The sequence below is a fragment of the Halogranum amylolyticum genome, assembly GCF_900110465.1.
GTDB classification, from domain to species: Archaea; Halobacteriota; Halobacteria; order Halobacteriales; family Haloferacaceae; genus Halogranum; species Halogranum amylolyticum.
In genome coordinates this window covers 61467-82293 of the sequence record NZ_FODV01000011.1, presented here as the reverse complement: position 1 = coordinate 82293, position 20827 = coordinate 61467, and the positions used below count along the sequence as shown (strand labels likewise).

20 protein-coding genes and 4 pseudogenes are annotated in these 20827 nt (G+C 54.3%); 9 read left to right on the top strand and 15 right to left on the bottom strand.

Annotated elements, in window-relative coordinates; all coding sequences use genetic code 11:
- Nucleotides 1-447: 447 nt before the first annotated feature.
- From BSG17_RS17085 to BSG17_RS17075, 3 genes and pseudogenes are all read right to left on the bottom strand, one after another.
- Nucleotides 448-1023 carry an outer membrane protein assembly factor BamB family protein gene (locus tag BSG17_RS17085; RefSeq protein ID WP_244531583.1) on the bottom strand — a complete coding sequence of 192 codons (576 nt, stop codon included), beginning with the start codon at nucleotides 1021-1023 and terminating at the stop codon, nucleotides 448-450.
- A 36-nt stretch (nucleotides 1024-1059) separates the two neighbouring features.
- Nucleotides 1060-1404, bottom strand: a pseudogene (locus BSG17_RS28640) (outer membrane protein assembly factor BamB family protein); the annotation flags it as partial.
- The gene (locus BSG17_RS17075) at nucleotides 1370-1837 is read right to left on the bottom strand and encodes an outer membrane protein assembly factor BamB family protein (RefSeq protein WP_089826253.1); all 468 of its coding nucleotides are present in this window, start codon (nucleotides 1835-1837) and stop codon (nucleotides 1370-1372) included. The gene BSG17_RS17075 and the pseudogene BSG17_RS28640, both read right to left, overlap by 35 nt.
- A gap of 752 nt (nucleotides 1838-2589) precedes the next feature.
- On the opposite strand from BSG17_RS17075, the gene BSG17_RS17070 reads away from it, so the two are divergent.
- Entirely contained in the window at nucleotides 2590-3300 is a 711-nt protein-coding gene (locus BSG17_RS17070) for an RPA family protein (protein ID WP_244531578.1), read from the top strand.
- 19 nt (nucleotides 3301-3319) lie between these two features.
- Here the strand turns inward: BSG17_RS17070 and BSG17_RS17065 are convergent, their stop codons facing one another.
- Both BSG17_RS17065 and BSG17_RS26165 read right to left on the bottom strand, forming a co-directional pair.
- Entirely contained in the window at nucleotides 3320-3562 is a 243-nt protein-coding gene (locus BSG17_RS17065; RefSeq protein ID WP_211609183.1) for a hypothetical protein, read from the bottom strand.
- 216 nt (nucleotides 3563-3778) lie between these two features.
- Nucleotides 3779-4381 carry a cupredoxin domain-containing protein gene (locus BSG17_RS26165; protein WP_139246676.1) on the bottom strand — a complete coding sequence of 201 codons (603 nt, stop codon included), beginning with the start codon at nucleotides 4379-4381 and terminating at the stop codon, nucleotides 3779-3781.
- Between the two features lie 479 nt (nucleotides 4382-4860).
- Here BSG17_RS26165 and BSG17_RS17055 point away from each other — a divergent pair, with 479 nt between their 5' ends.
- The 3 genes from BSG17_RS17055 to BSG17_RS17045 are packed head-to-tail and all read left to right on the top strand — an operon-like array spanning nucleotide 4861 to nucleotide 7811.
- On the top strand, nucleotides 4861-5727 hold the full coding sequence (locus BSG17_RS17055; RefSeq protein ID WP_089826249.1) for a PIG-L deacetylase family protein: 867 nt from the start codon (nucleotides 4861-4863) through the stop codon (nucleotides 5725-5727).
- On the top strand, nucleotides 5724-7028 hold the full coding sequence (locus tag BSG17_RS17050) for a neutral/alkaline non-lysosomal ceramidase N-terminal domain-containing protein (protein WP_089826247.1): 1305 nt from the start codon (nucleotides 5724-5726) through the stop codon (nucleotides 7026-7028). Before BSG17_RS17055 ends, BSG17_RS17050 begins: the two co-directional genes overlap by 4 nt.
- 51 nt (nucleotides 7029-7079) lie before the next feature.
- Entirely contained in the window at nucleotides 7080-7811 is a 732-nt protein-coding gene (locus BSG17_RS17045; protein WP_089826246.1) for a glutamine amidotransferase, read from the top strand.
- Between the two features lie 76 nt (nucleotides 7812-7887).
- On the opposite strand, the gene BSG17_RS17040 is transcribed toward BSG17_RS17045, so the two are convergent.
- The 3 genes and pseudogenes from BSG17_RS17040 to BSG17_RS28635 all read right to left on the bottom strand — a co-directional run.
- Nucleotides 7888-8952, bottom strand: a complete 1065-nt coding sequence (locus BSG17_RS17040; protein WP_089826244.1) for a glucose 1-dehydrogenase — start codon at nucleotides 8950-8952, stop codon at nucleotides 7888-7890.
- Nucleotides 8949-9335, bottom strand: coding sequence for a Rid family detoxifying hydrolase (locus BSG17_RS17035; protein WP_089826242.1), 387 nt, complete (start codon nucleotides 9333-9335; stop codon nucleotides 8949-8951). Before BSG17_RS17035 ends, BSG17_RS17040 begins: the two co-directional genes overlap by 4 nt.
- A 147-nt stretch (nucleotides 9336-9482) precedes the next feature.
- Nucleotides 9483-9815: pseudogene (locus tag BSG17_RS28635) on the bottom strand (hypothetical protein); the annotation flags it as partial.
- 194 nt (nucleotides 9816-10009) lie between these two features.
- Here BSG17_RS28635 and BSG17_RS17025 point away from each other — a divergent pair.
- Nucleotides 10010-10741, top strand: coding sequence for a fumarylacetoacetate hydrolase family protein (locus BSG17_RS17025; protein ID WP_089826343.1), 732 nt, complete (start codon nucleotides 10010-10012; stop codon nucleotides 10739-10741).
- A 150-nt stretch (nucleotides 10742-10891) separates the two neighbouring features.
- Nucleotides 10892-11387 (top strand): annotated as a pseudogene (locus tag BSG17_RS17020) (RNA-guided endonuclease InsQ/TnpB family protein); the annotation flags it as partial.
- On the opposite strand, the gene BSG17_RS17015 reads toward BSG17_RS17020, so the two are convergent.
- The 3 genes and pseudogenes from BSG17_RS17015 to BSG17_RS17005 all read right to left on the bottom strand — a co-directional run bounded on the left by BSG17_RS17015 (nucleotide 11359) and on the right by BSG17_RS17005 (nucleotide 13827).
- The gene (locus tag BSG17_RS17015) at nucleotides 11359-11955 is read right to left on the bottom strand and encodes a sulfatase family protein (RefSeq protein ID WP_089826238.1); all 597 of its coding nucleotides are present in this window, start codon (nucleotides 11953-11955) and stop codon (nucleotides 11359-11361) included. The pseudogene BSG17_RS17020 and the gene BSG17_RS17015 overlap by 29 nt on opposite strands.
- 141 nt (nucleotides 11956-12096) lie before the next feature.
- Nucleotides 12097-13362: pseudogene (locus tag BSG17_RS17010) on the bottom strand (RNA-guided endonuclease InsQ/TnpB family protein).
- 192 nt (nucleotides 13363-13554) lie between these two features.
- Nucleotides 13555-13827, bottom strand: coding sequence for a hypothetical protein (locus BSG17_RS17005; RefSeq protein WP_211609182.1), 273 nt, complete (start codon nucleotides 13825-13827; stop codon nucleotides 13555-13557).
- Nucleotides 13828-14005: 178 nt separating this feature from the next.
- On the opposite strand from BSG17_RS17005, the gene BSG17_RS17000 reads away from it, so the two are divergent.
- Nucleotides 14006-14614, top strand: a complete 609-nt coding sequence (locus BSG17_RS17000) for a hypothetical protein (RefSeq protein WP_139246675.1) — start codon at nucleotides 14006-14008, stop codon at nucleotides 14612-14614.
- A 2-nt stretch (nucleotides 14615-14616) separates the two neighbouring features.
- Nucleotides 14617-15471: a metallophosphoesterase family protein gene (locus tag BSG17_RS16995; protein WP_089826234.1), complete on the top strand. Its 855-nt coding sequence runs from the start codon at nucleotides 14617-14619 to the stop codon at nucleotides 15469-15471.
- A gap of 32 nt (nucleotides 15472-15503) precedes the next feature.
- Here BSG17_RS16995 and BSG17_RS26160 read toward each other — a convergent pair whose 3' ends face one another.
- From BSG17_RS26160 to BSG17_RS16985, 3 genes are all read right to left on the bottom strand, one after another.
- On the bottom strand, nucleotides 15504-16610 hold the full coding sequence (locus BSG17_RS26160) for an oligopeptide/dipeptide ABC transporter ATP-binding protein (protein ID WP_394327973.1): 1107 nt from the start codon (nucleotides 16608-16610) through the stop codon (nucleotides 15504-15506).
- The gene (locus tag BSG17_RS26155; protein WP_139246674.1) at nucleotides 16607-17683 is read right to left on the bottom strand and encodes an ABC transporter ATP-binding protein; all 1077 of its coding nucleotides are present in this window, start codon (nucleotides 17681-17683) and stop codon (nucleotides 16607-16609) included. Before BSG17_RS26155 ends, BSG17_RS26160 begins: the two co-directional genes overlap by 4 nt.
- 139 nt (nucleotides 17684-17822) lie before the next feature.
- Nucleotides 17823-18092 (bottom strand): hypothetical protein, encoded by a 270-nt coding sequence (locus tag BSG17_RS16985; RefSeq protein ID WP_089826232.1) that lies wholly within the window; start codon nucleotides 18090-18092, stop codon nucleotides 17823-17825.
- Nucleotides 18093-18191: 99 nt separating this feature from the next.
- On the opposite strand from BSG17_RS16985, the gene BSG17_RS16980 reads away from it, so the two are divergent.
- Nucleotides 18192-18542 (top strand): hypothetical protein, encoded by a 351-nt coding sequence (locus tag BSG17_RS16980; protein WP_089826230.1) that lies wholly within the window; start codon nucleotides 18192-18194, stop codon nucleotides 18540-18542.
- Between the two features lie 356 nt (nucleotides 18543-18898).
- Here BSG17_RS16980 and BSG17_RS16975 read toward each other — a convergent pair whose 3' ends face one another.
- Nucleotides 18899-20758 (bottom strand): ABC transporter substrate-binding protein, encoded by a 1860-nt coding sequence (locus BSG17_RS16975; protein ID WP_170864837.1) that lies wholly within the window; start codon nucleotides 20756-20758, stop codon nucleotides 18899-18901.
- Nucleotides 20759-20827: the final 69 nt, after the last annotated feature.

Genomic DNA, 20827 nt, shown 5'->3' with positions numbered 1-20827 from the left:
GGCCATATTTTTGTGCTGCAGTTGCGAATGCCAGAATCTGTGCATGCGATCCTTGTCGGCCTGTCGAGGGAGACTCTGGAGGAACGAGTGACTGCTGCTGGTTGACATCCTCCCGCGCCTGAGACGCGGGAATCCCGACCGCAGTTGGGAACCGACACGCTCCCGAGAGGTGGTACAGCCGGCAAGGCTGGCAGTCGCAGTGGATGCGGCCAACAGGAACTGACGGCGGCGTGTGGAGGGCACACGCGACGGTTCTATTCTGTCAATATAAATGTTGAGAACATAACCAGCAGAAGTGTTTGCTAATCTCGCTCGGTTACTGCCTTCTTTAGAGTATCCACCGTGCTACATACGCGTTCTCTATTCAGCACGACCGCTGAAATATCTCTAATTTCTGCCAAGATTCTTGGGTACACGAATTCTTGGACAGCATGAATCCAGACCAACTCAGCTGAATCGAGCCAGGGAGATTCCGCCCTCATCGACCCCGGATGCGTAAACCGCGCCGTCGACGACGGCCGTCCCCCTATAGAACCTCGCGTCGGGCGACTCAAACCCACCCTGGGTCGGGGCAAGCGTCTCACTAGTCGCCGCATCAAGCACGCCTGGGAGGCTGCCATACTCTGACCCTGATATGGTGAGTGGAGTGTACACGCGGCCGTTACCGACGGCGATACCGATCCCGTTGGTATCCCCATAGGTAGTCGACCAGCAGGATGTACCGGTCGTGGCCTCGAGCGCGTGGAGTTGACCGCCAGTACCGACGTACACATGGGACCCATCGGTCGCAGTGACATGTGGCTCGGAGCGCACGTCGTGCGTCCAGGCGTGCTCGCCGGACGCCGCATCGAGCGCGTGGGCGACCCCTGCTTTGCTGGCAGCGAAGACAGTGCCGCCCGCGACGGCGACGTTACAGTCGATGTGTGCGTTCGTCTTGACGCGCCAGCGTTCCTCGCCCGTCATCGCATCGACTGCGTAAACGTAGGTGTCGTAATCGCCATAGTAGACCGTATCGCCAACGATAGCCGGCGTCGCGACCGTCTCCTCGCCTGTCGTGTGCTGCCATCTGATCGTCCCGTCGGCGAGGTCGAGCGCGAGCAGCGACAGTTCGGTCGGGACGTAGACCGTCTCATCAGCGATGACTGGACTACCTTAGAACAGGCCGGCCTCGCTCTCGGGACCGGTCCACTGCGTCTCTCCCGTCTCGGGGTCCAGCCCAAGGACCGTGGACTCAGCGAGCGCGACGACCACATCGTCGCCAAGAGCAAGTGATCCATGGGGTCCGTCCACGCTTCGCTCCCACACAGCCTCGCCGGATGCGGCGTCAACTGCACACAGCAGCGAATCCATCTCGTGTGCGTAGACTCGGTCAGCGGTGGCGACGGGTCGTGTCGCCCCGGCCATCGCCGACGAGGATGGTCTCACCCGCGAGTGCCGGGTCGCCGCTTGCCAGAGACGGGAGTTCGACCCGCCAATGCAGCTCGCCAGTCTCGTCGTCGAGTGCGACGAGGTAGCCGGGAGAGTCCAGCTCGTGCCGATCGAGCTGTCGTATCGAAACGTACTCCGCCCCATCGCCGACGAGAGGGGTACTGAACAAGCCGTTCAGCCGAGGTCCGTTGCCAGCCTCACGGTCGGTCTGCCACTGTCTCTCGCCGCTCGACGGTCCAGCTGGAACGTAGGCAGTGTTCGTCGGGCCGTATCCAGCTATCGGCCAGCGGTCGCCTGATCTGTCGAACGTCTCCTTGGGTGGTCCACAGGACTGTCTCGTCGTACTGCAACCGGTGATAGCCACGGAACCATCGGTAGCAATCGTGGCGAGGAGGGCACGGCGTCGCATGCTCGTATACTATCGAATACTGATATATACGGTTGCTGATTGAATCAGTCCGCGCTCACTGTACGACCGTCCTCTGGCTCGCATACCGGGGGCCCTGATGTTTCCTCTTTTCTCTCGTGACAGCTACTCACACCGAGTGAGTCTAATTCTGACTCGATGGAAATTCTGCTACCCATAGAAAGCGTGAACAACGTATGGGGCGCAAGAGACCGACCTGAGTTCCGTGCTCGAGAGCACGTCGTGCTGACTGGTCCGAGTGCGTAGGAAGCCGAGACTTGGGCGAAACAGCCCGGATGCCGCGCCTCGCGGCATCCGGGAAAGCCCGTATAGGTGAATTTCTGTTCACGCACCGGCGTCCCGGAGGAACAAACCATGTACCTTGGAATCGACTTACACAAGCGGTACGCGCAAGTGGCAGTAATCGATCAGGCTGGTGAGCTTGTCGAAGAGGTTCGCGTCAAAAACGCGGTCGATTCATGTACTCGAAGTTGTCGACCGAGTAACTAAATATCTTGTGTGATGTTTTCAAACAAAAATAAACATGCTCAGACATCAAAATGGCCGAGCAGGTTAAACGAGGCCGACCGACTTACGCGCTGAGTTCAGCACGCAGATATCAGGAGGTGACGTCGAAGAGTCCAAAGATTTCCGCTAATTGCTATAATATCGCTAGTGACTATGACGAAATACATACAGCCTGAAGGACTCCATCTTCCCGAGAGAGTACCCACAGATGAGTCAAGGCAGCCCCCATGCGAGAGGTAGCCCAGCGAGCGTTCGCCCGCGAGTTCAACGCTGCCACCTACACGTTTCGAGAGGACGATGACGAGCGAGCGCCGATCTATGCGCTGTTACCGACCGGTGCGAAAGCCAACCGCGTGTTCATCGTTGGGGCGCTCACAGAAACAGAGGATGTCGGCAGCGACAACGAATACTGGCAGGAACAGATCGTTGATCCCACGGGGACGGTCTTCGTTTACACTGGCCAATATCAGTCCGAAGCAGCCAGCATGCTTCGGGAGACTGAACCCCCTGCGTTCGTCGCCGTTGTCGGCAAACCCCGTACCTACGAAACCGACGACGGTACTGTCAACGTTTCACTCCGCCCTGAGCATCTAACGGTCGTCGACGCCGACACCCGTAATCGATGGGTGACTGCAACTGCTCGGCGCACGCTTGAACGCATCGAGCGGTTCGATGACCGAGCCAACGAGTACGCCCGAATGGCCCACGAGCAGTCTGGTGACGACACAGAGCAGTACCGGCAAGCCATCATTGAAGCCCTCGAATCGCTTGGATCTACGCCCGAAGAAGCATCGTCTCAAAAAGCCGAAGAAGCAGACAGAGCCCGTGAAACCGAAGCGACGAATCCGGCCGCTTCAACGCCAGGCGACCGAGAATCTTCAGCGGAATTAGCCGCTAACGCTGAATCGGACGATCTCGGCGACTTCGATTCCAATTAGTGCGGTCCAACTCGTGCAATCACTCGCTCGATGAGCCCGCACGCTCGGTAACGAACAGCTTGCCGTCAACTTCGTAGAGGTATCCCCGTAACAGGAGACGTTCGAGCGCATATTCAGCATCACCTTCAGAGAATCCTTCTTCCCGGAGGTGGCCCAGAGCTTCTTCGAAAGCAAGTCCCTCTGATGACTCGATTGCGGTCAGCAGGAGCTCATAGGCATCGCCAGAAAGCGGGCCCAGCGATCGATTATTGGTATTGTACATCCAGTCGACTGCCTCTTTATTAGGGAACCCTCGATAAGCCCATTAATTTCACGGTGAGTTTTCCTTTAAGATCATTCGAGTACAGATCAACCAGATTCAGCACTGATCGGACCAAATCATGAGATCCTCGATATGATGGGTGTGTTCACCTCGTTAAATTGTCTCTTTGGTACTTCACCCTCTCTATTCCTCAACCAACGGAGAGGTCCTCAACGACTATTCTTCGCTGACTTCGATTGTCCCGCGCATCGACTGTGGATGATACTCACAATAATACTCCGCCATCTTCTGCGACGCTGTGAACGTGATTGACCGTGTTGCCCCCTGCTGTGAGGCAGATTCTGTGGCTGCTAACTCCTCCCCATTCGCGTCTTCGATAATGAGTTCGTGCTCAGCACCGTCGAGATTCCCCCAGATAAGCGTGTACTCTGTTCCCGCAGTCAATTGAAGTGTCGGGTTATTCTGTCCATCGACACGGGTAGGCTTCTGCCCAACCCAGGCCTTGACCATTCCGCCGAGGAGAATATCAGCCTCACTTGAGGCAGTACTCGTCCCAGTGCCAGTTTCAGTACTGGAACTCGTCTCAGTGCTCTCCTGGGTTTCTGTACTCGTCTCACTACTTGTCGTGGTTCTCTCGCCTGTCGTGGCACTTTCACCGGTTGTGGATCTGGTTCCACCTTCGGTTGTTCCTCCCTCGCCTTCCTCAGTGGCAGTCGAATCACTCCCCCCATCGGCACACCCAGCAAGTCCGACTGTGCACGACAGTGCAGCGACGGTCTTTTGCAGGACAGTTCGTCGAGATGATTTGTTCCGAGACATGTGAATAGAGTTCAACTACAATTGCTTGAAAATTTTGGCCGAGAACTTGTAGCAAAGTGCAGTGACAGAGCACCGGAATGTCGAGCGCCCCCATGGTGCGGATGAACTCGTTGAATCGATCGATTTCTTCATCCCGCCCCCAAGCCCGAGTCGAGTCGTATCGGTCAGTGGAGTACCACCTTCGATAACACCGACTTCGAGACCGGTCTGTTCGAAGGCGTTCTGCAACCGGAGGAGTGCGCCGTACCCACGGGGTATCGCCACGTCAACCGTTATCAACATCGCTCATGTGTGGATGTACGACTGCCTGTTCGACACCGAGCTATGCGGCGAGATCCCAGCGGTAATCACGCTGTGCAGGAAGCGCAAGTGCTGTCTTCATGGCGTAAACCACACAAACAAAACTCATGTGAGATACTTCATCATTTCGTTGAGTAGGCATATCTTTTTGTGACTGTCGCGTATCAAATTAACCACGGATGAGCCTAGAGACCCAACGGGTTCTAGTCATCGGTGCGCATCCCGATGACTGCGATCTCAAAGCTGGAGGTGTCGCTAATAAGTACTGTGCGAACGGTACGGATGTCAAGTTTGTCTCGATGACGAACGGGGCGTCCGGCCATCATACACAGGGTGGTGCAACACTGGTCCAGCGGCGCACACAAGAGGCGCAAAACGCTGCGGACGTTGCTGGTCTCGACTACGAGATTCTCGACAACCCTGACGGGGCGCTCGAGCCATCACTCTCGAACCGCCGAACAGTGATTGAGCTCATTCGAAACTACAACCCGGATCTCGTGCTTACTCATCGTCCACACGACTACCACCCAGACCACCGGTACACCTCACGGTTAGTGCAGGATGCTGCCTACATGGTTACTGTTCCAAACGTCTGTCCAAACACCCAAGCACTTGCACAAGATCCAGTCATCGCATACCTCAGTGATGAATTTCAGCGTCCCTACAAATTCTCACCGGACGCCGTCGTTGCTGTCGACGACGTCATGTCGGAGAAATTTGAGATGCTGGACAGTCACACGTCGCAGTTCTACGAATGGCTTCCGTACAATGCCGAAATCCTCGATACCGTCCCGGACGACCCAGAATCACGGCGGGCATGGTTACAGCGGGGTGAACTACCGATCATCGCAGATCTCAAACGTGTCGCCGATCGCTTCCGCGACCAGCTTGTAGAGCGGTATGGGGAAGAACGAGGCCAGCAGATTCAGTACGCTGAAGCATTCGAAGCCTGTGAGTATGGTCGGCCGCTTGATGAGGTGGGAGTTGACGTATTATTCCCCTTCGAGTTGACGGCGACGAACAATACTGCACTACACGAACCATGACTGAATTCAGAGCCGCTAGTGCACGCTACGATATTACTCCCGATTCGCCACAACAGTTGAGCGGCTTCGGCCCTGGCAGTATCGAACGTGTCTCGACCGGCGTCCACTCACCGCTTGGAGTGACTGCACTTGTCGTCGACGATGGTGAAACGACGGTTGCACTTGTTTCACTTGATCTCTTGAACGTCAGCCGAAAGTTCACAGCCAAAGTCCGTGAGCGCGTCGCTGATCTCGATCTTGCATCGGTCACGCTCGCGGCGACACACACCCATTCGGCACCGTACATTCCCGGTGAATTTCTCGAAGTTAATCCGCTTCTCTCCTACGAAGCAGATACGACCGAATATGTCGATGATGTAATCGACGTGACAGTGACCGCCATACGCGAAGCAACCACCAATCTCGAACCCGCGACGCTTCGGCTGGGTCGTGCGGAGAACGCAGACGTTCTGTGGAATCGTCGCGGTGATGGTCCTGTTGACCCAGAACTACTCGTCCTCCTTGTTACGGGTGAATCGGGATTGAGAACCGTCCTCTTCAATTTTGCGTGCCATCCGACGATTACCCGTCCGCTGTCCACGCTCGTCAGCGCTGACTGGTTGGCCACGGCCTACGAGATGGTTCGCAACGAGATGGATGCTACAGTACTCTTCATTAATGGAGCAACTGGCGATGTGAATGCACGCGATAGCCGCACGCCACGGTCAGATGAAGAGGCTTACGAGTGTATGGAAACCGTTGGTCGCGAAATTGGTGAGACAGTTCTGTCCGCGGTTGCTGACGCTCGGGCTGGAGAGCCGCTGTCGGGGGACATCACTCTCTCTCGACGTGACGTATCGCTCCCAAAGCGTGAACTGCAGCCACGATCAGAGCTTGAAGAAGAATATGCTGCACTCACCGCCAAGATTGATGCGCACGGTGGTGATGAGGTGGCTCCGAAGTTCCAAGCGTTATCGAGCGACGACCCACGGAAAGAACCACTCCTCGAACGGTGGTACGCCGAAGAAAGAATCCGTCTCCACGATATTGGTTGGGAAGAGTACGTCACCTCACTTACCTTCATTGAGTGTGGTGAGCTAAGCATTCTGACGGCCCCGGGTGAAGTCCATGCACAGCACGGGATAGATTTCAAAGCCGCTACTGACACCTCGGCGCTCCTTGTGGCGGGCTATGCAGACGACTACATCAGCTATCTTCCAACTGAAGACGTGTTTCCAAACGGCGGGTACGAGGTACGAACCTGTAAGTTCAGTCCTGAGGCAATCAGACGATTCCGGGCTGCTGCATACGACCTTCTGTAGTAAGTCAGTGGCGTCCGTACCCTTTTCCATTCGCACTGAGAGAGTCACATAATGGCTGACATACTACTTGCTGGCGAGTCGTGGGTAACTGTTCAGTTCGAAATCAAAGGCCGGAACGTCCTCCGTGACGCCAGTTATGGTGAGGCAGCCGACCGATACATCGAGACGCTTGAAACGATTGGTCACGATGTAACGTTTCAGCCATGTCACGTCGCGACCCAGGAGTTCCCTCGGACTCGCGAACAGTTGGATGCGTACGACCTCGTTGTGTTGAGTGATATTGGCGCTGATACCTTGCAAGTGACGCCACAGGTAGCCGCCGGAAAGACAGATGCCGACCGCCTCACTGTCCTCGCTGAGTGGGTGCGTGATGGCGGCGCCTTAGGGATGATTGGTGGCTACATGAGCTTCGGAGGAAAGGGTGGACAGGCTCGGTATGCCAACACCCCCCTCTCTGATGTACTCCCAGTCGAAATTTCAGCGGGGGATGACCGCGTTGAGACGCCCGCCGGAGCAACCCCACAAAACCAGGGTGTTCCAAACGCCGATCTCCCTACCGAGTGGCCACACGTTTTGGGGTATAACCGCGTTCGTGCATCCGAAGAGGCAGAGGTATGGGCTACCGTCCAGGAGAATCCGTTCATTGTTTGTGATGATGCTGACGCCGGTCGGGTGTTCACATACACGACAGACTGTGCACCTCACTGGGCGCCAGAGGCATTCTTAGAGTGGGAGCAGTTGCCAACGCTGTGGAATGCCATCATCGAGTGGGCACTCCATTAATCGCCGTCCAGATTTCTGAGGCGGTGCGAGTCTTTTCTCAGGATGTGGCTGTCGGCAATTCCTGGCACGTATTAGCTCACATCTCGAAATTGATGACTGCCTTGATATTCTGACGATCCGATTCAAATGCAGCTTCGATCTCATGCGGCGGAAACACGCCGGTCACTAGTTGGTCGACGAACCACGAGGGAGTGTCAGTAAGCGCCTCACGAGCGGTCTCGAAGTGTCCTACGTGAGAGTTAACGCTTCCCACGAGTGCTTGGTTCTTGAGGACCATTTCGCGGTGGAGAGTCCCCCCATCCAATTTGAATGTTGAGGCAGAGGGAATACCTAAGAGCGCAGCGACACCGTTCGGTGCGAGTGCACGAACAGATTCTACGCCATGGCGAGCATAGCCCGTTGCCTCGACAACTAAATCCATAGGTTCGTGTATCGTAGCGAGGTCAGACAGCGAGGTTTCCCGCGAATCGACGTATGTTGCACCGAATCGCTCAATGATGTCTATGCTCTGGTCTGGGCGGTCTCGGCGACCAAGACAGTATAACCGACTGTATCCTTTGTGCCGAAGGAACGCGAGTGCGAGGAGTCCAAGCGGTCCATTGCCAAGCACAATTGCAGTCTCGGGTGCCCATCTGAACGCTGACCGTGAGGCTTCAGCGTGCTCGATAGCTTTGACCGCGTTACTCAGTGGCTCCACCAAAAATCCGAATTCACGGAACGAATCCGGAACGGGAACGAGGAATTCCGACGGGGCGGTAACGAACTCTGCCATGTGACCGTGGGCACCGTCGATACCACGTTCAACATACAATCCGGCAGGAGCCATGTCCGGTTGTCCCTGTTTGAAGTATTCGTTCGATCCTGATGCAGGTGGACGACGAACTGTTGGAACGACCATCTGACCAGATGTAAGGTCAGTATCGCCACCGTCTTCGACGACACCGACTGCCTCATGCCCGAGTACCATATGCTCAGATTGTGCCGGAAACCCACCGTGGTTGCCAGCGATAACCTCATGGTCAGTCCCATCGATGCCAACCCGGAGTACTCGAACAAGCACTTCCCCGGAACTGACACTAGGTTTCCCGATCTCGATAACCTGAGGGGTAGGATCATCTCGAGTGACTACAACAGCTTTCATGATTGGTCAACCGCCGATGCAACGAGTTCAATTTCGACTTCGATATCGACAGGGAGGTCGGAGACTTCGACGGCGCTCCGAGCGGGATACGGTTCGCTCATATATTCAGCGTACACCTCGTTGATAGCATCGTAGTTAGTCAGATCCCGGACAAAAATAGTCGCCTTCACCGTATCATCGAGCGACCTTCCCGCAGCGTGAAGCACGGCGTCCATGTTTTCCAGTGTTTGAGCAGTTTCGGCTGCGACGTCGCCACTGATTATTTCTCCAGTTTCGGGATCGATAGGTCCCTGTCCGGAGACGTAGATACGGTTCCCGTCTCGAATCGCCTGTGAGAACGGCCCGATACTTGGCGGTGCATCATCAGTTGCTATCGCTTCCATCTCTACCGAGAACGTGCGGTGAATGCGTATAAAATTTGCTCCGGAGTTGGTTGAAAATAGTGGCAAAGCCTCTTTCCTCAATGAGTGAAGGGAGCGAGTGACAGACAGTTGTTCACTCCATCGCCACTGTGATGAACCCATCGAACGTCAATGATCGCAGTCGTTCTTTTCAGCAATCTCGACAATACAGTCCGCCTGCTCACTATCTTCTGCGATTGCGCCTATTATCTCGAACTCTGTATTGGCGTCAAGTACCGAGGTAGCCATATCCGTGGCAAAACTGCGTGCTGCTTCGAGCGGTGTTTCTGATTTGAATGAGGTATGTTCGGCCGAAGCAATTCGTTGGGGCGTTTCTTGATCCTGTTTGAATCCCTCCTCACTGATGAACGAGAGGAGGACAAGATCTGCATCCGTTCCATTCGTACAATTTGCCGCCTCGCGAAGCAGTTGTTGTGAGGGCTCTTCTGGGTCAAGAACAACAAGTACGCGATCCTTGGTACACTGTTCGTTCGATCATATATCAATTCTTGCCTCTTTGACAGGTAATCGTGCTTCATATGTGATTTTACACGGCCTTCAGAGAGTCAACGAACACAGTCGCAAGATGTGGGTTTTCGAGACGTTCACCCCTGACCGAAACTATGTTATGCTCCCACATAGACAAGATAGATACGATGCGACAGCTTCGCTTCCGTGACCCGACCGGCAGGACCCGAACCGGCGAATATGACGATGGTACTGTTACGGCGGGTAACAGATCCTATAATGTCGATGACGTCGATGTGTTACCGCCATGTGAGCCGACAAAGATCGTCTGCCAAGCTGGTGGATATCAGGACCATCGTGACGAGACAGACCGTGAACTCCCTGACCGACCAGATTTCTTCCTGAAAGGGCCAAATACGGTTGCCGCCCATGGCGATGCGATCGAGCTCCCACCAGGCAAAGAGGAGATCGACTTCGAGGCAGAGTTCGGAGTGGTCATCGATAGACAGTGCCGAGAGGTTGATGCCTCCGAGGCGATGTCGTACGTTCGCGGGTTTACCTGCGTCAACGATATCTCGAACCGTGATGACCAGCGAGAAGAGCAAAACTGGGTTCGTGGGAAAGCCTTCGATGGCTCGCTCCCGATGGGCCCAGTCCTCGCCACACCCGATGAGATTCCCGACGACGCGCGTCTTGATCTCCGGGTCAATGGCGAGACCAAACAAGAAGCGACACGTGAAATGCTCATTTTCACTGTCGGCGAACTCATCGAAGAGATCACGAAGCTCATCACACTCGAACCAGGCGATGTCATTGCGACAGGAACACCATATGGTCCTGGACCACTTGCAGAAGGTGATGTGGTCGAAGTAGAATTTGAGGGTGTCGGGATTCTGAAAAACCACGTGACGACACGGTAACATCCGGGTACCTCTTTTCGCTTAGGGATCACCGGTCAGTGTGAAATCTACCCGCTCATATTGTCTTTCGTCAACCCGGTAGCTATCGACGCGTTCAGCATGGCAACATGGAGGCGACTCACTGTATCGTGACCCGTCCCAGAGAGGTACTACTACGCCCGCGAGTACGACCTTGTGGCGGTCGAAGACTGGCTTGGTCGAGCTACCGGGCAACTCGCGGAATCGAGCAGGAGCGGCGTGGGGGACGTTCCTTCGGATGCTCGAATACAAGTGTGAACGCGAAGGAACGCACTTCGTCGCGGTCAATCCGCGCGGAACGACCAAGGAGTGCGCGTCCTGCGGCGTTTCGACCGAGAAGCCGCTGTGGGTCCGTGAACACTCCTATCCGGCGTGTGGATTTGAGGTGGATAGGGACGCGAATGCAGCGTGGAACATTCTTTCTCGCGGTATCACAAAGCGGTTAGGAGCGGGACGCTCCGAGTCAACGTCCCCAGAAATCAAAGATTTCTGGTGTGCGAACGAATCGCGTCGCAATTCGGTAACGCCTGTGGAGACTGCGCTCCCTGTGTCCTCGGTTGTGGATGCAAGGCGCGTCGTGGAAACAGGAAGCTCTACCCTCAAGCGCGAACCGTCAGGCGAGCGGTAGGGTGGGGTAATTCACGGTGGGAGTCGCGTTCACCAAGAATGAGCGGAAGGAAACTCTCGCTGTGGACGTGCTCAGGGATAGAAACGTCCATCGTATCGAGAAAAGTTGCATAGAGATCTACGGCTGTTGTGAGCGCGTCTACACGCTCATTGTTGTGTATATCATCCGGATGCCAGACTAGAGGCGGTGTTCGAGCGAGCTCGTCGTAGCGCGGTGCATGCGGCTTCCCTCTCCAACCGTGCTCACCGAGGTAGTGGCCATGGTCGGCAGTGACGATGACGACTGTGTCATCCCAAGCGTCTATGTCGTCGAGCGCGTTAAGGACGCGACCGAACCATCGATCAACTATCGTTACCTTGCCGGCGAACTGCGCTCGGACGAAGTCGAGTTCGCGCTCGGAGAGTTCGGCGAGACCCTCACCAACACGGCCATAGTGGTGCCAGAACGTCAGTTCAGGGTCACGAGGATTCTCGTCAGTGCACATCGAGGCATACGGTTTGGGCCAGTGAAACGGCTCATGGACGTCAAAACTGTCCACATAGGTGAACCACTGGTCTAAAGCCGTGATTCCCGTTCGGCAGGAAGCTGTGCATTCAGGTCAGGTAGAGCATTATTGACACAGTACATACCGTATCCAGACATGTGTGTGATTGACATCCTCCCGCGCCTGAAGACGCAGGAATCCCGACCGCAGTTGGGATATTAAGGTCTACGACGTAACCTGTTCTCGCGGTACAAACGCACCGCTCTCTGAATCGAACAAGCACACCGATGGCTGTGCCAACCAACCGTTATCCCTATCGCCGCCATCCGTGACGAGACTCAGGAGTACCTTTTGTCGAATATTCTCCGCACCGTTCACGTCCGCGTTCGCAACCGTATCGCACTTCTCACACACGTACAGACCGCGTTCGACACGCTGAGTCTTATCTGTCTGTCCACACGCCGAACACGACTTCGACGTATCGCGTTCTGACACCAACTCAACGTCGATGCCTTCAGATTCCGCCTTATAGTCGAGTAGCGTCGTGAATCGGTCAAATGCCCACCCGTGCAAGTCGAGGTTGCCGTGGTCGCCCCAGTTGCGGGACTCGCCACTCTCGTCGCCCTCTCGGATACCGCCGAGGTCTCCAACGACAAGCGTGCCAACACCTCGTTCAACGCATTCCGTGACTATCGCTTTCGAAAGTGCGTGCAAGAAGTGTGTCCGACGACCGGTTCGTTTCCGGTCAAGACGAGTCGCCTTACGGGACGAAGAATTGTCGCACTTGGCTTTCTTCTTGGTGAAGTAGTATTCGTCTTCTTTGAGTGAGCCACCGGGATACAACACCGACTCACCACCGAAGGAGACGGCAGCGAAGTTGCAAATCCCGAGGTCAACACCGGCCACGCCGTCGCCCGGAGGGTCCGGGTCGATAGTGGTGCGACAGACGAACTGAAGCCGCCACTCGTCACGCTTGTAGACGGCGCGAACCTGTTGGATGTCCCACTCGGTCCGGTCAACATCCGGGCGAGTCTGGTACTCACAGAGGATGAAGTCTGAACGGTATTCTTTGAGGTTACGTCCTTTCGAGAGGCGAACACGGGCGAACTGTGCATCGTGCTTGAAGCCAGCCGCTTTGAACGACACAGTTGAACGTGGGTGGGAGTCTCCGTTTTTGCGATATCCGGGCGGTCGGGCACGGTCATCGCCGTTCCGACGCTTGCCGAACCAGCCGTTGAACGCTTCAGCGAGTTCTTCGAGAACGCGCTGACTGGATTGAGAATGTAAGTCCGTGTAGCGTTCGTGGCTTTTGAGTTCGGATTTGCGTTCCCCATCATCAGGACTCTCGCCCGTTTCGTCCCACTGTTCGTGTGCGTAGTAGCGACCGACGTTTCAGAGTTTTGAGGCAGCCCATCCGAGTTGGTCGAGGTCGTCACGAACCTGTCGCTGGTTCGGTATCGTCGCCTCGAAGGTTCGGATGGTTCTACTCATTTTCTGGCTTCATAAGCAGTTATGAACGCTGTTTTGTTAATAGTGTCGGTTGGCGTGGAATATCCGAACTTGCCATCGAACGGGGGGCAGTGTAGAGTAGTGTCGGATTCATCCTGCGCCTAAAGGCGCAGGTATTCTCCTTGTTTTCGTATAACATACTCAGCATTATTGTTGGGAAGGTGTCATAGGGGGTCAGTCAGAAGTGTTCTTGGTTGTCGATAGTTTCCTACTCGAATCGATACTGAGACCACCATAAACCTCTTCCACGGATACCTCCCTAGGTAAGCTGCTTTGTGATATCGGTGTGAGAGTAAGTATCTCACCATCTTGCGCTTCCACCCACTCAATTCCGGTTTCTGTGTCCCAGCAGAAGGGAATCCACACTCCGCACTCGAACTGTTGCCACAAGTCCACGTCACCGTAGTAATACCCATCACTCCCGCTGTAGGCGGTTCCGTTTCCCATGTAACTCAGTAGCGGTTCCAGATAGGAGAGTAATTGTTGATTTCTGCATTTTATAAGAATAAAACTAAGTTTTAATTACGATATAACTAATTTAGAAATATATAATCGCTTTAGAGGTATTAGTAAATATCTGATATATCGGGCAAAGCTTTACGCACCTGCCAGAGATGACTATGGTATGGCACGACAGCCCAGAAACCAGAGCGATAGCGATGCCCATGTGGATAAAGGCGGAGTTCCTCAACCAGACACAGCCCGTAACCGTATGATTGAACGGCGGGATCCCAGTCAGGAGAGCGCTTCTGGGCTAGTTTCACGTGATTATCAGCCACGTACTGGTGGCCCTGAGATGGTCGCTTCATGGCCGCTCGGTGCACCACCGACCCAAAACGGACTGGGGGACGATGAATGGGAGATCGCCACCGAAGAGTTCGTCACAATTCAGCGAAACCTCACAGTAACGAATTTCCTCGGTGCCATCGAATACACCAAACTCTATGGCGGTGTCCGCGGTCGTGTACGGGTCACTGACGGGGCAACACTCTCACTCCGCTTTAGTCCCATCCATCTCGAGAGTGAACAGTACGAGACGACAGTTCAGTTCTCTTGTACGGAGACATCTCCGTTTATCACTCCGATGGTTGAGTTTACTCCTGACTCTCGAGATTACCGTGAGCATTCTTTCATTGGGCGGGAGATGTACGGTGGCTACGAACTCGAAGCATGTGTTGAGGATGGAACTGGCTACCTTGACCAAGGTACTGCGGTTCATCTATGGAGTGAGTGACGATGCGTACAATCGGCCTCCTCTATGACCTACACGTTGGAGTCGGGCGCTACGAATACGAAGATGAGTCTGTTCAGCATGCAGCCATCGACAAGCTCAACGAAGTGGGCGTCGACTGGACGCTTGCTGGTGGCGATTTGCGGCTTCTGTCCCCGTGGGAAGAAGAGACTGAGTGGGGGTCATGGCATGACGACTCCGACGATGCCTTCTACCACAGTGAGTTTCGTCGGGCGAAGGAACTGCTTGACAATCGTCTCGAGAGTGACTACTATGTTATTCGGGGCAACAACGAGCGTCCGATGAGTGCCTACCGGAAGCATTTCCCGGCCGATGAGTTCCCGCAGTGGTTCCACTTCGAAGACGATGGCGCACGCTTCGTGTTCCTCGATTCGAACCCCCACGAAGGATATCACCCACTCAATGAGATTCAAAACTTCGTCACTGCACCGCAGATCTCAATGCTAGAACGGCTGATGGACGAAGATGACGAGATCCCGACCTTCGTATTCTGTCACGCACCATTGTGTCGCCATTACGAACTTGACGACAACTGGGAGACACACTCCAAGCCGTACTTTTACGTGTTGAACTGCAAGACTGTGCAAGCCGTCCTTGAACGCGGAAATACAGTGATGGTGAATACAGGTCACTACTGGTACGACCATGGTCGCGGCAGTCGCGTTATCAACGGTGTTGAGTACATCCTCGCACGACATCTCAGTCACATGTCTGAAGAAGCCGAATATGGTGGCGACGTCCGCTGGCTCACGGTCAATGCTGATGCCCGTGAGGCGGCCGTCCACTACTATGATGTTGGTACGAACGAGGAGGGAGTTCTCACAACGACGACGTGGTGACCCGAAACAAGTGAGTCAATCACAGCCAGCAATCAGTCGTCGCTCGTGGCTGTGGTCTCGGCTGATTGGTTCTCGTCGGTGAGTTCAGCACTCTGCCAGTACTCGTGACCGTCATCAAGACGGAAACATGCCCCGTGGGTCCCGAAATCTGACTCTTGTAATTCTGGAACCGTGTGTGTACAGATTTCGCGTGCTTCTGGACAGCGGGTGTGGAACCGACACCCAGCAGGCGGGTTGACTGGGTCCGGAATGTCGATTTCGCGGACTGGTGGTTCCGTTTCCTGTGCCTGTCGAGCGAGTTCGGGGTCAAGCGGTGGAGATGCCCATTTGAGAACCTTCGTATATGGATGACGCGGGTTCTGGAGGACTGTGTCTGCTGGACCAATCTCAACGAGTTTCCCGAGATACATAATTCCGACACGGCCGCCCGCCTTCTCGGCGAGATACCGAGCGTTCGAGAAGTCGTGACTAATAAACAGGAAGGAAGTATCGACCAGTTCCTGCAGTTCAAGCATCAAATCCATCATCTCGACGCGGAGCGAGACGTCAAGTGCCGACACAGCCTCGTCTGCCAAAATGAGGTCCGGTTCCATCAACAGCGCTCTGACCAAAACGACCCGCTGTTTCTCGCCCCCAGAGAGCTGGTGGGGAAACCGAGATGCGTAGTCTTCGGGGGGTTTCATTCCGACGCGTTCGAGAAGCTGATAAATCGAATTCATTCGCTCTTCAGCAGTCATTTCGGGACGCCATCGTTTCAGAGGATCTGAAAGACAGGACATCACCGTCCGGTTACTATTCAGCGATCCGCCGGGATCCTGATGGATAATCTGTAACGAGCGTCGGATGTCCTCGTGCGAGATCTCGGGATTCTTTTCGTCGCGAGCCTCCCAGATATCCTGACCCCGGTATTTGACGCTGCCACCGGTCGGCCGCTGGAGACCGATGGCAGTTTTCCCAAGCGTTGTCTTACCGCACCCGGACTCCCCAACGAGAGCGACTACGTCTTCCTCGAAGATATCGAGACTCACGTTATCAACAGCCTCAACAGTATTCGTATCTCTCCGAAGAAGGTTATCCAAAAACCCCTTGTTCTCAAAGTGGACTTCGACATTCTGCATCGAGAGCAGTGGTTCGCTCACTGACCCTCACCTCCCGCGAGTCGCTCTTCGGAAACGGTGTAAGGAACTTCTGTTTGGGCCTGTTCAACGTAGAAACACGCTGCAGCATGGTCTGCTCCAACTTCGTCGAATGGGGGGTTCGATTCGACACATCGTCGATCAGCAAGTGGACAGCGTGGATGATACGAACACCCTTGTGGTACGTTAACTGGATCTGGTGCTTCACCTTCGATTGGACGCATTTCTTTCAGCGCGGCATCGACACTTGGCACCGACCGTAACAATGCACGGGTGTAGGGATGTCCTGCATCTTCGACGACCTCTGCACTCGGCCCGTACTCAACGAAATCAAAGGCGTACATCACACCGAGACGATCGGCGAGACCGGCAACGAGGGGAAGGTCATGTGTGATGAAGATAACCGTAAGGTTGTAATTCTCCTGAAGATCCGCAAGAAGACTCAGAATCGACCGCTGCATCAGTAAATCAAGCGCTGCAGTTGGTTCGTCCATCACGAGCACTTCCGGTTCAAGAACGAGTGAGAGTGCAATGAGTGCCCGTTGTTTCATCCCACCGGAGAGCTCGTGAGGATAGCTATTGAGGACACGATCTGGGTCGAGATAGAGGTCTGAAAGCAAGCGTCGGGCATGTTGCATGCGCTCAGTGTAATTTGCTCGGTGAGCGTGAATTGTCTCTTCGAAGTGGTCTTTGATCTTCATCGTCGGATTGAACGAACTCATCGCCCCTTGGAACACCATCGAGATTTCGTTCCAGCGGAGACGTCGAAGTTCGTCATCTCGAAGGTTGAGTACGTCTACTGGCTCGCCGTCTCGCGGATAGTACGTGATTTCGCCAGTAACGACGCCAGGATGGACGACTGCATCAAGTAATGCAGCAGCGAACATCGACTTCCCCGATCCAGATTCACCGACGACGCCGAGAATCTCCTCCCGCTTGATGTCCATATTCACGCTATCAAGAACGCGGCTTTCCCCCCGTTCCATCTCAAAGCTGACGCTGACGTCTCGAAGCTCGAAGATGATGTCGCCCTCACCGGTTGCCGGACCAATATCGGTTGTGTTAGTTGCTGTCATTTGCTTCCCTCCCAAGTTGTGCCACTAGCGGGCATCATGGTTGGATTTGCGCTCCCCATTGAATCGTGGATATCAATTGTCGTAGGTATCATAGATTTTGTGTCTCGTTGTGGTTATCGTTCTCTTAGTCGTCGTTCTTTCAATAGTCCCGCATGTATCGGAGTGTTCCATACCCCACTGTCCCGATAAGCAGAGCCGTCATCCCCCAGATACCAAGCATTCCCGCAACGACGCCATCCTCAAGTGGCATGCCAATCATCCAGAGTAGCTCTAGTGTGGCGCCCGCGGCAACGAGCAGAGAGCCGAAGACCCCAAACGAGAGGAAAAACGACCGTCTCAACGAGTATATTGCACGTGCTAGAAGAGAACGCCGATTTGACTGCTCACCTGTTACGGAGTTCAAGTTCATGGTGGTTGATACCTCGTCACACCCACATGTAAAACTACCGCCGTCTCTGGATTCAGATTCATCCCTATATTTATTCCTGATCGCTCGGTGTATGTGGGTATGGACCGATGCGACGTGAACGTTACTGAAAGGGAGATCTTCGTGGAGAGACACGACAAGGAACTACGGATTGGGTCACTTGACTCCCTCTACGATGCGATTGGTGGAAAGAGGTACACTGTCGAGTTTAACCACCAACAGGCGATGATGGCTTGGCACAATCGTTTTGACCGGGAACTCACTATCGACGTACGAGAAAATGTCGCGTCCATGGATATCCCGTTGAAGCTCGCTGAAAGATTAGCCGAGCTTGACGACGGTGCTGGTCAGAACGAGAGGATTGAGCTCCTTGCGGATGTTTTGGAAGCAGCATGGTCACAACAGGGGATCGATGGCGGTCCTGAACCGTGACCAATCAGCGGAACGGTTAACAGATCGGAGAATCCACATAGATTCAATGACGGGCCGACGCAGTTTCAGACACGTCTTGCTTGATCACATCTGCGCAGTTGAGCGCGGGATTCGAGCGCTTTTCGGTCTTTGTGTCGTTCTCTTCATCCTGATGCTTGTCTCGCTTACTGTCGTAGCAGCTGGCAGTGCGACATACGTGATTGTTGTCGTCAACCTCGTCAGCCTTGTGGTTATCGGGGGCGTTTCTGGTGGACTACTACTGGTTTGTCGACCGAATTGACACTCTCCCCTACGATTCAAGTCGTGAGCCTTCTCCTCAAATCTCTACGAGGTGATGAACCGACGTTGTCGAGCTGTTAATTGTCTTTGAATTTCACGAGCCCTTGCTTGACAGCGTTTCTGGTCCCTGAACCATTAACAAGTTGGAGTTTCTCCTCGCTAGGCCACTCAAAGTTCTTCGTATCTCCCCACACACCCTGTCGAGTGGTATAGAGGTCGATATCCGGAAGATGAAAATTCCACGCCCACGAGAGATCCGAGATTATCTCCTTTGTTCTCTCTTCAGAGATCGGGGTGAAGCTTTCTTCGAACAAATCGTAGATGTTAATCGTCTTTGTTTCCCCATCTAGCGCCTTCGCGCCAACCTGGGTCGGGATTTCCGGAGTGAGTGGTTTCCCATTGTATGGTGAGCTCTCTTCACCGTTCTCCAGCCACTTTTTGATGTTTGACCGGGCATTTGCGTCAGGGCTGAACGTCGCCTTTGTGAGCCGCCATCCCCAGAAGGAGCCCCAGTTGAAGTAAGAGATAGGATGGTTAGTGCCAGCCGCATAGTGACTTTCAGTGGTAAGATCCCAGTCACCCATCTTGTTCTCGATGATGTCCAGCTTCGTCGAGCGTTCGACTGAAGTGAACTCAACCGGGAAGCCGTACTCTTTGAGTTGGGAAGACGCAGCGCGACCAGCGACGAACCATTGATTACCCGTTCCGGTCACGAATCGCAGTGTCTCGAGCTCGTTCCCGTCAGGATCGAGTACAGTGCCATTCTCCCGCGAGTAGCCGGACATCTCTAAGAATTCATCCGCCTTCTCGTAGTTCTTCTTTGTGCCGTAATCAAGATACTCGTTGGCCTGCTCTCCGGCATACTGCTTAGTGAAGTTGGTGTCCATTCCGGAGTGTATCTTGATCGAATACCCTTGACCGACGTTGGATACGATGTTCTCTGAGTCAATCACGCAGGCCATTGCACGTCGAACGTTAGCATCTTGGAGATACTCACGGTTTTTCCAGTTGATGAGCATCTTGATGAGCCACTTCGCTTCCCAAGTAGTGAGGTTCTGAATATGGTCCGGCTTTGCCCCCTTAAGCCGTCCTGACAGCGGCGCACTGCCGAAGTCAACCTTATCGTTAGTGATCAGTTCGTCCTCACGAGAGTTCGTTGCGGCAAAGGGCAGCCGGAGTGTGCGTACCTCAATTTCATCAGCAAGGCGGTGACCGTCCCAGACTTCGTACTCGATATTCTGTTCACCGACGGACTTCAGTTTGAAGGCGCTAGTACCCCATCCTTTGTCCATCATCTTCTGGTGCGAGACAGTGAAGTTCTTCAACTCCTCTGCAATCTTATCGCGCTCTGACTGGTCAGCAGCATTCCTGAGCTTGTTCATCCAGGGTTCCCAGAGCTCTTTGCTATAGCCGACGACCGTTCCATGAACGTCGTACGTCGCTGCAATCTGTGGATTCTGAGGTTCTTTATAATGATACTGGAGGGTCGACTTATCAGGGGCAGTGAGATTTTTCCATCGACTTGATTCTGGATTGAGCCAGTGAGAGACGCTGTAATAAGCCAGTAGATCCTCCGAGGTGAATTTGTTCCCGTTCCAGTTTTTCAGATCGTCCCGAAGCGTTACTTCGAGGAAATGCCTATCCTCATCGTAGGACCACTCTTTGAATGCTATCGGAGTGATATTCCCACTTGCGTCAAGCAGCCCACCATACTCGATCGCGAACCCAGTTATCATCCCGGAGTAATCCTGTCCGGACCACGGATTCCATTGAACGTCGGTTGGAATCGTCCCTCCGTAGGAGTGTTCAATGGATTGTTCACCAGACTGTGCAGTGCTTCCGGTGTTGTTTCCCTCACTTCCAGATCCGCCATCAGCTGAGGAGGGTGCTTGGTTACGGCCTTGGCTACCACACCCAGCGAGGGCCGTTGCACCCACTGCACTAACTCCAGACAACCATTCACGCCGTGATAATTCAATCTGTCGAACGTGTTCTGAACTCTTGTT